The sequence below is a fragment of the Terrisporobacter mayombei genome (assembly GCF_020748465.1).
GTDB lineage: Bacteria > Bacillota > Clostridia > Peptostreptococcales > Peptostreptococcaceae > Terrisporobacter > Terrisporobacter mayombei.
Genome location: NZ_JAHZMP010000004.1, coordinates 120,167 through 133,093 on the forward strand (window position 1 = coordinate 120,167; position 12,927 = coordinate 133,093).

The 12,927-nt window shown below is 29.2% G+C and carries 16 protein-coding genes; 2 read left to right on the plus strand and 14 right to left on the minus strand.

All coding sequences use genetic code 11. The annotated features are described in order from the left end of the window. Nucleotides 1-34: 34 nt before the first annotated feature. The 14 genes from K0039_RS14195 to K0039_RS14260 all read right to left on the minus strand — a co-directional run bounded on the left by K0039_RS14195 (nt 35) and on the right by K0039_RS14260 (nt 11,950). Nucleotides 35-547, minus strand: coding sequence for an adenine phosphoribosyltransferase (locus tag K0039_RS14195; RefSeq protein WP_228105731.1), 513 nt, complete (start codon nt 545-547; stop codon nt 35-37). Nucleotides 548-559: 12 nt separating this feature from the next. After that, a complete protein-coding gene (recJ, locus tag K0039_RS14200; protein WP_228105732.1) occupies nt 560-3,019 on the minus strand; it encodes a single-stranded-DNA-specific exonuclease RecJ in 2,460 nt (819 codons plus the stop codon). Between the two features lie 161 nt (nt 3,020-3,180). After that, nucleotides 3,181-3,678: a gamma carbonic anhydrase family protein gene (locus K0039_RS14205; RefSeq protein WP_228105733.1), complete on the minus strand. Its 498-nt coding sequence runs from the start codon at nt 3,676-3,678 to the stop codon at nt 3,181-3,183. Nucleotides 3,679-3,680: 2 nt separating this feature from the next. Next, complete coding sequence (scfB, locus tag K0039_RS14210; RefSeq protein ID WP_228105734.1) at nt 3,681-5,054, minus strand: thioether cross-link-forming SCIFF peptide maturase; 1,374 nt, start codon at nt 5,052-5,054, stop codon at nt 3,681-3,683. A gap of 141 nt (nt 5,055-5,195) precedes the next feature. Then, nucleotides 5,196-5,339: a six-cysteine ranthipeptide SCIFF gene (gene scfA, locus K0039_RS14215; protein WP_018592136.1), complete on the minus strand. Its 144-nt coding sequence runs from the start codon at nt 5,337-5,339 to the stop codon at nt 5,196-5,198. 64 nt (nt 5,340-5,403) lie between these two features. After that, nucleotides 5,404-5,766: a TIGR04086 family membrane protein gene (locus K0039_RS14220; RefSeq protein WP_228105735.1), complete on the minus strand. Its 363-nt coding sequence runs from the start codon at nt 5,764-5,766 to the stop codon at nt 5,404-5,406. 55 nt (nt 5,767-5,821) lie between these two features. Then, nucleotides 5,822-6,103, minus strand: coding sequence for a preprotein translocase subunit YajC (yajC, locus tag K0039_RS14225; protein WP_018592134.1), 282 nt, complete (start codon nt 6,101-6,103; stop codon nt 5,822-5,824). 71 nt (nt 6,104-6,174) lie between these two features. Further along, nucleotides 6,175-7,296: a tRNA guanosine(34) transglycosylase Tgt gene (gene tgt / locus K0039_RS14230; RefSeq protein ID WP_228105736.1), complete on the minus strand. Its 1,122-nt coding sequence runs from the start codon at nt 7,294-7,296 to the stop codon at nt 6,175-6,177. A 47-nt stretch (nt 7,297-7,343) separates the two neighbouring features. Beyond that, nucleotides 7,344-7,826 carry a hypothetical protein gene (locus K0039_RS14235; protein WP_228105737.1) on the minus strand — a complete coding sequence of 161 codons (483 nt, stop codon included), beginning with the start codon at nt 7,824-7,826 and terminating at the stop codon, nt 7,344-7,346. A 29-nt stretch (nt 7,827-7,855) separates the two neighbouring features. Next, nucleotides 7,856-8,881, minus strand: coding sequence for a tRNA preQ1(34) S-adenosylmethionine ribosyltransferase-isomerase QueA (gene queA / locus K0039_RS14240; protein WP_228105738.1), 1,026 nt, complete (start codon nt 8,879-8,881; stop codon nt 7,856-7,858). Between the two features lie 117 nt (nt 8,882-8,998). Beyond that, nucleotides 8,999-10,015, minus strand: a complete 1,017-nt coding sequence (gene ruvB, locus K0039_RS14245; RefSeq protein WP_228105739.1) for a Holliday junction branch migration DNA helicase RuvB — start codon at nt 10,013-10,015, stop codon at nt 8,999-9,001. A 21-nt stretch (nt 10,016-10,036) separates the two neighbouring features. Continuing rightward, nucleotides 10,037-10,639 carry a Holliday junction branch migration protein RuvA gene (gene ruvA / locus K0039_RS14250; RefSeq protein WP_228105740.1) on the minus strand — a complete coding sequence of 201 codons (603 nt, stop codon included), beginning with the start codon at nt 10,637-10,639 and terminating at the stop codon, nt 10,037-10,039. A gap of 10 nt (nt 10,640-10,649) precedes the next feature. Next, nucleotides 10,650-11,153, minus strand: coding sequence for a crossover junction endodeoxyribonuclease RuvC (gene ruvC / locus K0039_RS14255; protein WP_228105741.1), 504 nt, complete (start codon nt 11,151-11,153; stop codon nt 10,650-10,652). 215 nt (nt 11,154-11,368) lie between these two features. After that, entirely contained in the window at nt 11,369-11,950 is a 582-nt protein-coding gene (locus K0039_RS14260; protein ID WP_228105742.1) for a hypothetical protein, read from the minus strand. Nucleotides 11,951-12,106: 156 nt separating this feature from the next. On the opposite strand from K0039_RS14260, the gene K0039_RS14265 reads away from it, so the two are divergent. Continuing rightward, complete coding sequence (locus K0039_RS14265; RefSeq protein WP_228105743.1) at nt 12,107-12,418, plus strand: hypothetical protein; 312 nt, start codon at nt 12,107-12,109, stop codon at nt 12,416-12,418. A 184-nt stretch (nt 12,419-12,602) separates the two neighbouring features. Then, on the plus strand, nt 12,603-12,926 hold the full coding sequence (locus K0039_RS14270; protein WP_228105744.1) for a DUF1540 domain-containing protein: 324 nt from the start codon (nt 12,603-12,605) through the stop codon (nt 12,924-12,926). Nucleotide 12,927 lies beyond the last annotated feature (1 nt).

The following is a 12,927-nucleotide window of genomic DNA, read 5'->3' on the forward strand; positions in this document are numbered from 1 at the left end:
AAATAGTTGGTAAAAAACCAACTATTATTATTGTCTAGTATTTTATAAGAGAATTAACATTATATTTTGCTAATTTTGCTCTTCCATCTAAGTCTTCTAATTCTATTAAAAATTGCATTGAAACCACTTCTCCACCTAACTTTTCTATAAGTTTAGCTGCTGCTTCCATAGTTCCACCTGTAGCTAATAAATCATCTACTATTGCAACTTTTTGTCCTGGCTTAATAGCATCCTTATGTATTTCTAATCTATTAGAACCATACTCTAAATCATACTCATAGGCTTCAACTTCCCATGGTAACTTTCCTGGTTTTCTAACTGGTATAAAACCAACTTCCATACCATAAGCAACTGGTGTTCCCATTAAAAATCCTCTTGCTTCTGGACCTACAATTAAATCTACATCCTTATCTTTCAAGTCCGCTATTATTTCATCAATCGCAAATTTTAGTGCCTTACCATCTTGTAATAATGTTGTTATGTCTTTAAAGCTTATTCCTTCCTTCGGAAAATCTTCAATTACTCTTACTGTTTGTTTTAAATCCATTTAAAACTCCTCCTAATAGCTTTTTACATACTCTTGTTTTAATTCTTTTAGATTATTAAGTATTACACTTTCATCCAAATTAAGTTTTTTATCAGGTTTTTCTAATAAATATATGGTTATAGTATTCTCTTCGTAATTAGTTTTAAAATTTAATAAATTTAATTCTTTAAAAACTTTAAGTATTATAAATGTTTTTAAAGGTAGAAGTTTAAATACTCTTTTTAATTCAGTTAATTTTAGCTGTAATTCTTTACTTACAAGCATTTGCTTGTAAATATTGATAAATTCTTCTCTATTTGGAACTATATTATCCATAATATTTTTTAAATATATTTTATCTTCACTACTATAATACTTAATAACAACTTCATTATTTAAAATGTTCTTATTTAGATACGAATATTCTCCTTTATTATATAAAAAATCATAAAGAATAATACTATTATATCTTTTTAAGTCTATTTTATCAATATTAGGTGAAAATATAAGTTGTACTTTCTTATTTTTTTCATTAATATAATTATAATTTATATCATATTCTAAATCTGCCAATGAAACATCTGATAAAGCCCTATAAAATCCATTTAATGTATTTGTTATAATCAAAGTCTCTTCTTTTATATAATCAAAGACGTTTATATTTTTATCTCCATCCATATTAATTGATATCTCATCATCGTCATTATAAATATGGTATAAGCTATCACTATCCGTTGGACTCATCTTTTCAAATAACTTAAGAGATAAATTATTTGATATGGCTGTTTTAGGATGAGATAATCTTATATCTTTTAATAAAAATTGTACTTTTCTCTCATTATTGAAATTATTTTCGTCTACTTGGAATAATACGTCTATCTTATCTCCCTCTTGGAAGTCATCAGCTAAATAAGCCATATTAAATCCTACACATTCATAAGATTTTTCATTTTCACATATTAACTTTAGATGTTGTTTATTTTTACCCATTTTATAAATATTAGTTAATAGTAAGTCTCTCATAATAAATCTTGGAGACGGATTACTCAAACCAAAAGGTTCCAATTTATGTAAGTTGTCTACTAAGTCTAATGTGGCACTTTCTTCTTCAAGCTCATATTCAACTTTTATATTTTCAATCAAATCTTCTTTACTCAGATTGTAATCTGCTATTTCATTTACTTTTTTTCTTAATTCTTCTATATTTTCTGCACTTAAAGCCAATCCTGCTGCCTGCTCATGTCCACCAAATTTATTCATTAAGTCTTTGCAACTTACTAAGGCATCAAATATACTAAATCCTTTAATAGATCTGGCTGAACCTGTTGCTTCACCATCTTCTATAGTAAGTAATATTGTAGGCTTATAATATTTTTCTGTTAACTTAGAAGCGACGATTCCTATTATTCCATGTTGCCACCCTTCTTTTGCTATTACAAGCACTTTGTCATCCTTATAGTTTTCATTGCTTGATATAACATCTTCTGCTTCCTTATACATCTTACTTTCTATCATTTGTCTCTCAATATTTTTTGCTTCCAGTATATTAGCTATTTCTTTTGCTTCATCTTCAAAATCAGTAGTGAATAATTGCACTCCCAAGTATGAGTGTCCTAACCTTCCCGATGCATTAATTCTAGGGCCTACTGAATAACCTATATGTGATGATCCTATTTTACTAGTTTCAATACCACATACTTTAATTAGTTCTCTTAACCCTAAATTTTTGCCCTCTTTCATTAGTTTTAAACCATTTTTTACAATTATTCTATTTTCATCTATTAAAGGTACAATATCACATATTGTTGCTAAAGTTACTATTTCTAAATAATCAAACATTGATGTTTTAAATTCTTCTTCATCTGTCAATGCTTGAATCATTTTAAATGCTACTCCACATCCACAAAGCATATCAAAAGGATAGTTGCAATCTTCTTGCTTTGGATTTACAATTGCATAGGCATCTGGTATATCACTTTGGCATTCATGGTGATCTGTTATTATAACATCTATACCAAATTCATTGGCTAATCCCACTTCATTAACTGATGTTATACCACAGTCCACAGTTATTATAAGATCACATCCATCATTATTTATCTTCCTTATTGCCTCCTCATTAATTCCGTATCCTTCTTCTAATCTATTTGGAATATAATATTTAACTGGATAATCTATAGATTTGAAATAAATATATAAAATTGATGAGGATGAAACGCCGTCTACATCATAGTCTCCATAAATATAAATTTTTTCTTTATTTTCAATAGCTTTCTTTATTCTTTCAGTTGCTTTTTTCATATCCTTCATTAAGAAAGGATCTCTTAAATATTCTAAAGATGGATTCATAAAAATTTCTGCATCTTTTTCGTCATTTATACCTCTATTATTTAATATTTGGCTAATTTCCGGGGAAATATTTATTTTCTTGCTTAACTCTGTTTCTTTAACTTTTCCTTTATGTTTTAATGTCCATTTTTTATTATATATCAAAAGCTCTCACCTCATATTTTCTTTGTCCTACATTTAAATATTATAATATTATTAACTTATATGCCATAATATAGTACTAAAAAAATTTTTATTGCATTAAAAAGGAGCAATTTGTAAATTGCTCCTTTTTAAGTTTGTATAATTTTTATTTAAATTATAAATTACTTATGTTTTTTACCCATTTCTACATAATGTAACGCTGATTGCTTTAAACTTTCTTTTTCTTCATCAGTTAATTCTCTTGCAACCTTTGCTGGTGAACCTAATAATAAAACTCCTGGTGGGAATTTCTTACCTGTTACTAAGCTACCTGCTCCAACCATGGTAAGTTCTCCAATTTCTGCATTGTCTAAAACTGTTGATCCCATTCCGATTAGAGTATAATCGCCTATTTTGCAACCATGAATAACAGCAGCATGTCCAATAGTTACATTTTTTCCTATTATAGTTGGTTCATCATATCCACAATGTACTATAGTTCCATCTTGTACATTTGAATTTTCTCCAACTATAATTGAACTATCATCGCCTCTTAAAACTGCTTTGTACCAAATACTTGCGTTTTTTTCAACAATAACATCACCAATTATGTCTGCAGTTTCTGCTACAAAAGCAGAATCATCAATAGTAGGTTTTATCCCTTCAAACCCTTTTATCATTTTTATTCTCCTTCCAGCATTAGTTTTGCTTGAATCATTATAGAACATTCTGTTCTTTTCTTTTGCATTTCACAACCAAGCTCATATGGCTTTCTTATATCATTATTAAAGTTTATTGCGTTGGCATGACATCCACCTGAACAGTAGAATCTATTCCAGCACTTTTTACAATCTTCTTTAGAGTAAACATGAGCATCTCTAAACATATTACTTATTTCTTTAGGTATAACAATTTCTTCATCCATTATGTTTGCTAATTTAAAATCATCATTTCCCGCAAACTGATGACATGGGTATATATCTCCATTTGGTGTTACTGATAAGTACTCATTTCCAGCACCACATCCAGTTATTCTTTTTATTACACATGGTCCTTGATTTAAATCTATTACAAAGTGGAAGAAAGTGAAATCATCTCCATTTAATTTTCTTCTTGCATACTCTTTTGCTAGTTTTTCATATTCATCAAATACTTTTTCCATATCTTCTTCTCTTAATGCATAAGGATTGCTTTCATCACCAACAACTGGTTCAATTGATGTTAATTCAAATCCTTCATCAGCAAAATGAAGTACATCTTCAGAGAAATCTAAGTTATCTCTAGTGAATGTTCCTCTTATATAATAGTATTTGTCCTTAGGTCTTTTTTCTACTAACTTTTTAAATTTAGGCATGATAACATCGTAACTTCCTTTATCATTAACTGTTGGTCTCATGTTATCATTTATTTCTTTTCTTCCATCTAAACTTAATACTGCATTGTGCATATGTTCATTTATATAATCAATTTTATCATCATCTAATAATATTCCATTAGTAGTTATAGTAAATCTTATGTTTTTATTATTTTCTTTTTCAACTTTTCTACCATAAGTTACTAGTTGCTTAACTACTTCAAAGTTCATTAGTGGCTCTCCACCAAAGAAGTCTATTTCTAAATTTCTTCTATTTCCTGAATTAGCTATAAGATAATCGATTGCCTTTTTACCTATTTCAAAGCTCATCATTTCTTTTTCTCCACCAAAATCACCTTGTGAAGCAAAGCAGTATTTACATTTTAAGTTGCAGTCATGTGAAACGTGTAAACATAATGCTTTAACTACTTTTTTTCTATTTACAAAACTTGGGTGAGTTTCATATGTATCCTCAGTAAATAAAAGCCCCTCTCCTTTTAAAGATTTTATTTCCTCATAAGCTTCTTCTATCTGTTCTTTAGTATAATCTTTATTTAAAGATTCTACTATTTCTTCCATAGATTTTTCTTCAAATAAATCTACAAGATTATATGCAACATCATCTAGTACATGAACACTACCTCCATTCACATCTAAAACAATATTGTATCCATCCATGGAAAATTTATGTATCATACTCATAATATGTCCTCCTAATTTTTAATACTCTTATTATATACCCTAAGCAAAATATATGTAAATTTTTTCTAGAAACAATTTATATGCAAACAAAGTGAGGGTATTATTTGTAATACCCTCACTTTTAAAATAATTATGTTTAAATTATCTTTCACACTCTTGGTTTGCAACTGTACAAGAAGTTTTACAAGCAGATTGACAAGATGTTTGACATTCTCCACATCCACCTTTAGCTGCGCTTTCTTTTAATGTAGCATTTGATAAAGTTTTTATATGTTTTTTAGCCATTTTACTACCTCCTGTTTCTAATTAACTGCTACTAATTATACCATAATTCTGTATATTTTGGAACTTATTTGAAGTTTACTCCTAATACTCCACCTATTCCTCCTGCTACTGAAACAAGTATCGCTTTATAAAGTACTGTAATATCAAATATGTAATTTTCTTTAGCTAAATAAAACATTGTTATAAGTAATATTATATAAACTACACCAACTATAAAACCATATATAAGTCCCTTTTCTTGTATATGTTTACAAGAATAAAATCCACCAAAAGCTGCAGAAACCGTGGTAATAAATGATGTAACTATTGAAACCGAATCTGCCGAAACATTAGTATAAGTTAGCAATAGATTGTAAATTAATAATACTATTAACGTAATTATGTAAGCATAGCCTAAACCTTTTAATATATGTATAGTTTTTGCCATAAAAAAACCTCCCCTCGAAATATATATATTCCTTAGGGAGATTTAAAATTACTATTTATTTATCTTCTTCTTTTTTCTCAACAGAAGCTATAGCCCATTTTTTAAATGGCATCTTAGTTCTGTTTGGTCCTACTTCTAAAACAACAAACTCATCTTCAACTTTAGCTATTGTTGCTAACATTCCACCTATTGTAGTAACCATTTGTCCTACTTCTAAGCTTGATCTTAATTGATCCAATTGTTTTTCTTTTTTTCTTTGAGGTCTTATAAATAAGAAATAGAAAATTGCAAATAACGCAACCATGTAAACAATCGACATTATCATTTGAGTATTCATATGCTTCACTCCTTCATATGTTTATTACTTCTTAAAAACAAAAGTATAATAAACATTATAACTCAATTTTCTTATAATTTATACCCATATTTGGAGAAAAATTCATCTTTAAAATCTAATAACCTATCTTCCATTATTGCTTGTCTTACATCTTCCATTAATTTAAGTAAAAATCTTAAGTTATGTGTAGATATAAGTCTCGCTGCTAATATTTCATTTGCTTTTACTAAGTGTCTTATATAAGCTTTTGTATAGTTTTTACAGCAGTAGCAATCACATTCTGGGTCAAGTGGAGTAAAATCTCTTGCATATTTAGCATTTCTTACTACAACTTTACCTTGGCTAGTCATTGCAGTACCATTTCTAGCTATACGAGTAGGAAGTACACAGTCAAACATATCTATTCCTCTTATTACACCTTCTAATAAATCATCTGGCGAACCAACACCCATTAGGTATCTTGGTTTGTCTTCTGGCATTAGAGGTACTGTATAATCAAGTACTTCGTACATTAATTCTTTAGGTTCTCCAACACTAAGTCCACCTACTGCATATCCTGGTAAATCTAATTCTAATATTTCCTTAGCTGATTGCTCTCTTAAGTCTTTGTACATACCACCCTGGATTATTCCGAATAATGCTTGGTTTTCTGTATTTTCATGAGCTTCTTTACATCTTCTTAACCATCTAGTAGTTCTTTCTAATGAATTTTTAACATACTCTCTATCTGCTGGATATGGAGCACATTCATCAAATGCCATCATTATATCAGAACCTAAGGCATTTTGTATTTCCATAGCTTTTTCTGGAGATATAAAATGTTTAGAACCATCTATATGTGATCTAAAGTGAACACCTTCTTCAGTTATTTTTCTAAGTGGTCCTAGTGAAAATACTTGGAACCCACCACTATCTGTTAATATTGGTTTATCCCAGTTCATAAATTTATGAAGCCCACCTGCTTCTTTTACCAAATCGTGACCTGGTCTCATATATAAGTGATATGTATTACTTAATATTATTTGAGATCCAATTTCTTTTAATTCTTCTGGCGTCATTGCCTTTACTGTTGCTTGAGTTCCAACAGGCATAAATATAGGTGTTTCTATAACTCCATGAGGAGTGTGTAATCTACCAAGTCTCGCACCACTTTGTTTACAAGTTTTTATAAGTTCATATCTTATTGCACTCATATTTATTCTCCTTACTCTGTCTGATTATAGTCTAAAATATTAAACTACTAATTATTATTTATTTCTTCTGTGTCTAAAGTTTCTTTTTCTTTACTATTATTATTTTTTAAATTATATAACCTACTAAGGCTCATTGCTCTTTCTTCTGGGGACATTAAATATTTTCTAATTGCAAATATTGCACCTATAGAAAGTATTCCTAATAATAAATCTCCCATTCCAGAACTTTTTGGAAGCAAAATAAGCTTTCTAGCTATTGCATATAATAACACTTCCAAAAGTACTCCTGGTGTATGTAAAGATAGCATTACTACCAATTCAACACCTATGACTAACAATAATGCTTCCGCTAAAAAACTATTTAACTGGCTATATTGAACTGGAGTTGAAAAATCTACTATATAAGCTAGATATACACTTCTTCCTAAATCCATCATACCCAATAATACAAGAATTAATATCACTATTGCTAAGGCTGTTTCAAAGTTTTTTGAAATATTCAACAAACTTTTGTCATGCTTTTTTATCATACACTCTCCCCTTTTTACACACATTATATTTATTTTATAAACATTGCATCTCCAAAACTAAAGAATCTATAATGATTTTCTACTGCACAGTTATATGCATTTAATACATTCTCTTTTCCAGATAGTGCACTTACTAACATTATTAGTGTTGACTCTGGTAAATGGAAGTTTGTAATTAAGTTATCTACAACTTTGAATTTATATCCTGGATAAATAAATATTTTTGTCCATCCTGATGTTGCTTTCATTTTTCCATTTTCATCTGCTACAGACTCTATAGTTCTAGTACTAGTTGTACCCACTGTTATTACTTTATTACCATTTTCTTTTGCTCTATTAATTTTATCCGCTGCTTGCTGTGTAACCATATAATACTCAGAATGCATATCATGTTCTAAAACATCATCTACTTTTACTGGTCTAAATGTTCCAAGACCCACGTGTAAAGTTACAAAAGCTAAATCTACACCTTTATCTTTAATTTTTTGTAGTAATTCATCAGTAAAATGTAGACCTGCTGTAGGCGCTGCTGCTGAACCATTATGCTTAGAATAAACAGTTTGATATCTTTCTCTTTCTTCTAATCTTTCTGTTATATATGGTGGTAATGGCATATTTCCAAGTTCATCTAAAACCTCTTCAAAAATACCTTCATACTCAAATTTTACTATTCTAGCTCCGTCATCGCCCATTCCAACAACTTCCGCTATAAGTTTATCTTCTCCAAATGAGAATCTTGTGCCTATCTTAGCTCTTTTACCTGGTTTAACTAAAGTCTCCCAAGTATCATCTTCATTTCTTTTTAAAAGTAAAAACTCTATTTTCCCGCCAGTTCCTTCTTTAGAACCAATTAGTCTTGCAGGGATAACCCTTGTATCGTTTAATACAAGACAATCTCCTGGATTTAAATAATCTATTACGTCTTTAAAAATTTTATGACTTACTTCACCAGTTTCTTTGTCTAATACCATTAATTTAGAACTAGATCTATCTAAAATAGGCACTTGAGCAATTAATTCTTCTGGCAAATCAAAATAAAAATCGCTTGTTTTCAATGTTAAACCTTCTTTCAATAATATATTACCTTAAACATACAATTACCATAATAACAAAAAATTTAATTTTTTTCTACTATGAGAATTTATACTTTTATTTGTAGTAATATTATTATTCTACTTTTCTGGATAATTTATATTTAAATGTTTATAAGCATTTGGCATGGCTATTCTTCCTCTTGGACTTCTGTTAATAAATCCTAGTTGAAGTAAATATGGTTCATAAACATCTTCTATTGTATTTCTATCTTCTCCAATAGAAGCAGCTAAAGTGTCTAAACCTACAGGTCCACCTTTAAATTTATTTATTATTGTTAACAACAATTTTTCATCTACATAGTCTAATCCTAAACTATCTACACCAATCATTTCTAGGGCTTGATCTGCAACTTCTGATGTTATATTTCCATCGGCTCTAACTTGAGCATAATCTCTAACTCTTTTTAGAAGTCTATTTGCTATTCTTGGTGTTCCTCTAGATCTTCTGGCAATCTCCATAGCTCCTCTATGTTCAATTTCTGCACCTAGTATATTGGCTGACCTTATTACTATCTTTGTTAATTCATCAACTGTATAATAATCAAGTTTGCATATAACACCAAATCTATCTCTAAGTGGGTTTGTAAGCATACCTGCTCTTGTTGTTGCTCCAATAAGAGTAAATTTAGGTAAGTCAAGTCGTATACTTCTAGCTGATGGTCCCTTACCTATTATTATATCTATACAATAATCTTCCATTGCAGGATACAATACCTCTTCCACACTTCTATTTATTCTGTGTATTTCATCTATAAATAGTACATCATTTTCATTTAAATTCGTTAGTATAGCAGCCAAATCTCCAGCTCTTTCTATGGCTGGGCCTGATGTTATTCTTAGGTTAACTCCCATTTCACTAGCAATTATACCAGCTAAAGTAGTTTTTCCAAGACCAGGTGGTCCATATAAAAGAACATGGTCTAGTGGTTCATTTCTGTTCTTTGCAGCTTCAATAAATATGGATAGTTGTTCTTTAGCTTTTTCTTGTCCTAAATAATCAGCCAATAACTTAGGTCTTAAGTTATTTTCTATATCCACATCATCATTTTGCATACTAGATGTAATTATTCTGTCTTCATCTTCAAATCCGTACAATTAACTTCCCCCCTTTCTTTATTATCTTAAAGATTTACTCATTAAATAACTTAATGATTTTTTAATAATATCCGCTGTATTTAGTCCGTCTTTTTTGCATTTTTGTACTGCATCTTTTGATTCTTGTAAAGAATATCCTAATGCTACTAAGGCATCTACTGATTCATCTTGAGAAACTGCTACTGGCTGATTATTTAATAAAGTTGCCTCGAACTCTACGTTGTTTTTGTCTATTTTATCCTTAAGCTCTAAGACTATTCTTTCTGCTGTTTTCTTACCCACTCCTGGAGCTTTTGATAGTTTTGCTATATCTTCGCTTAATATGTATGCTCCGATTTGTTTTGGAGAAGCAAAAGATAGTATTCCAAGTCCAACTTTAGGTCCTATTTTTGAAATAGATGTTAGCAATTCAAACATTCTCAATTCTTCTTTATCATAAAATCCACAAAGGCTCATATCATCTTCTTTTACTATAAGCTTTGTGTAAATTTTGCATTCATGTCCTAATTGTACCTTCATTATAGTATTTGCCGAAGCATTAATCTTATATCCTATACCATTATTCTCAATTACAACATGATCTAAACTAATTTCTTCTATTATTCCCTTTATATAGCTATACATAATTTTCTCCTTATTTTATATCTATGTTTTTTAATGTCTTTTCAAGTTTATTTGCATGAGCATGACATATTGCTACAGCTAAAGCGTCTGCAACATCATCAGGCTTTGGTATTTCCTTTAAATTCAACATAGATGTAACCATTTGTTGGACCTGCGATTTTCCTGCTCTTCCATATCCAACCACGCCTTGTTTAACTTGTAAAGGTGTGTACTCATAAATCGGCTTATCATTATGGGAACACCCTAGCAAGATTACTCCTCTGGCTTGTGCCACTGTAATTGCTGTTTTTACATTTTTGTTGAAGAATAATTCCTCTACCCCAACTTCATCTATATTATAATTTTTTATAATAAGGTCTATACCTTTATAAATTCTTTCTAATCTTTTCGTTGTCTCCATAGTTGATGGAGTTGTTATTGCACCATAATCAATAACTCTAAATTTATTATTTTTATATTGGATTATTCCATAACCTACTATGGCTATTCCCGGATCTATTCCTAATATTATCATAAAACTCAAGACCTCCTATTAAGTTTTATACAAAACTTATGTTCTCTAATATTATACCATAGGATTTCAAAATTAGAGTGATGTGATGCATTATAAAAATTCACCTCCAACTTTCGCCTAAGCTAAAATACATTATAACTTTCTAAAAAATAAAACACCCTTATATAAAATTTTATATAAGGGTGTTTTATTTTATTATGAAAATGTATTAAGAATTAGCTTTCAAAATTTTCCAATCTTGTGTATGCCTCATCTTCACTATTCACTAATATTCCTGATGATAATTCCTCTTGCACAGATTTTGGAAGAGAGTCTACTGATATATTTGTTTTTTCTAAATCAGTTTTTGTTCCATCTTTGTCATATTTATATACATGCACAAATCCATCTTTTTCTTCAATAGCATATTTATTTGCTTTTGAAGGTTCTTTTGCCTGTGAATTACATAAAATAATTTCATACTGATTCATACTTGCTATTTCTTTATTTGGATATTTATCTTTGAAGTAAGACACTATTTCTTCTTTACTTTTATTTAATAAGTCCTTTGGTATAGTTCCAATCATTTTTGGACTCTCATAAGTTCCACTACTTGTTATTTGACCTTGTACCCAAACTTCACAATCTGTATTAAGACTAAAAACTTCTTTAGATTCTGTTTTTGCTTGAAGGGCTTGTCTAGTTTGATTGGTATCTTTAACTTTTACACCTATACCTATTCCACACGATAAAACAATTACTCCTAATAATACTAACATTGGTACTTTCCAAGAAAATTCCTTTTTCTTTTCGAACATAAAATAACCTCCTTACTTACGTTATTCTTTATGATATATTTCCTTCATATTTTAGAAAAAAATAGTAACTTTTATTAAGGTATTTTTGTCTCATTTGCCCAGTTTTATACATATTATAAAGTAATATTTTATTTTCAATAGATGGAGGTGATTTTATTGAGTGAAAATATTAAAAATTTGGTTGATAGATTAGACTTTATAGAGTTTAAACAAAATATAATTTTTTTAAAACCTCCCCAACATAGTACACAGCTTTTCTATGAGCTTACATTGGAAGATTTTTTAAAAATTAGAGACTTTACTAGGGAATATTCATTAAAAATAGAAAATGAAGAGCTTGTTTCTTTAAGTGATTTTGAAAAGAATTTAATTAATATTTGGCAACCTGCAAAATCTTATCCTTTATCATCTTCTTTAATTGCTCGAGTGTTAATGGGAAAAAACTTATATGATAGATTAATATCTTAAATATTTTACTTAATTTTATAAGTATAATTTTTAAAGCCATCTCTTAATCTAAGTCTTGGCTTTTATTTTTATAAAAATAAAAAGTATACAATGTAAATTATTCAAATTTAATTTTTTATCATCATATTTTTTGTAAATTTAGTCCATACTAATTATTGATTAATAAAAAAAGGAGGTTTTTATTATGGCATTAGTAGGTTGTAATGTTAATAATTGTGCACACAATACCGATGGTACTTGTTACGCAAATAAAATATCCGTAAATGGCAAAAAAGCAAGAACTAGTAATAACACTTGTTGTAGTTCTTTCGTAAACGAATCTGGTTATAGTGATTTTAGTAATAGTGCCTTAGACAACACTCAATGCAGTTCTCTAAGTTGTAACGTAAAAACATGTGTAAATAATGCAGGTATCATCTGCGCATTAAGAGATGTATCTATAACATCTAATGCAGATAGCGCGAATGCTTTATCACAAACATATTGTGGGAGCTTCAGATGTAAGTAAT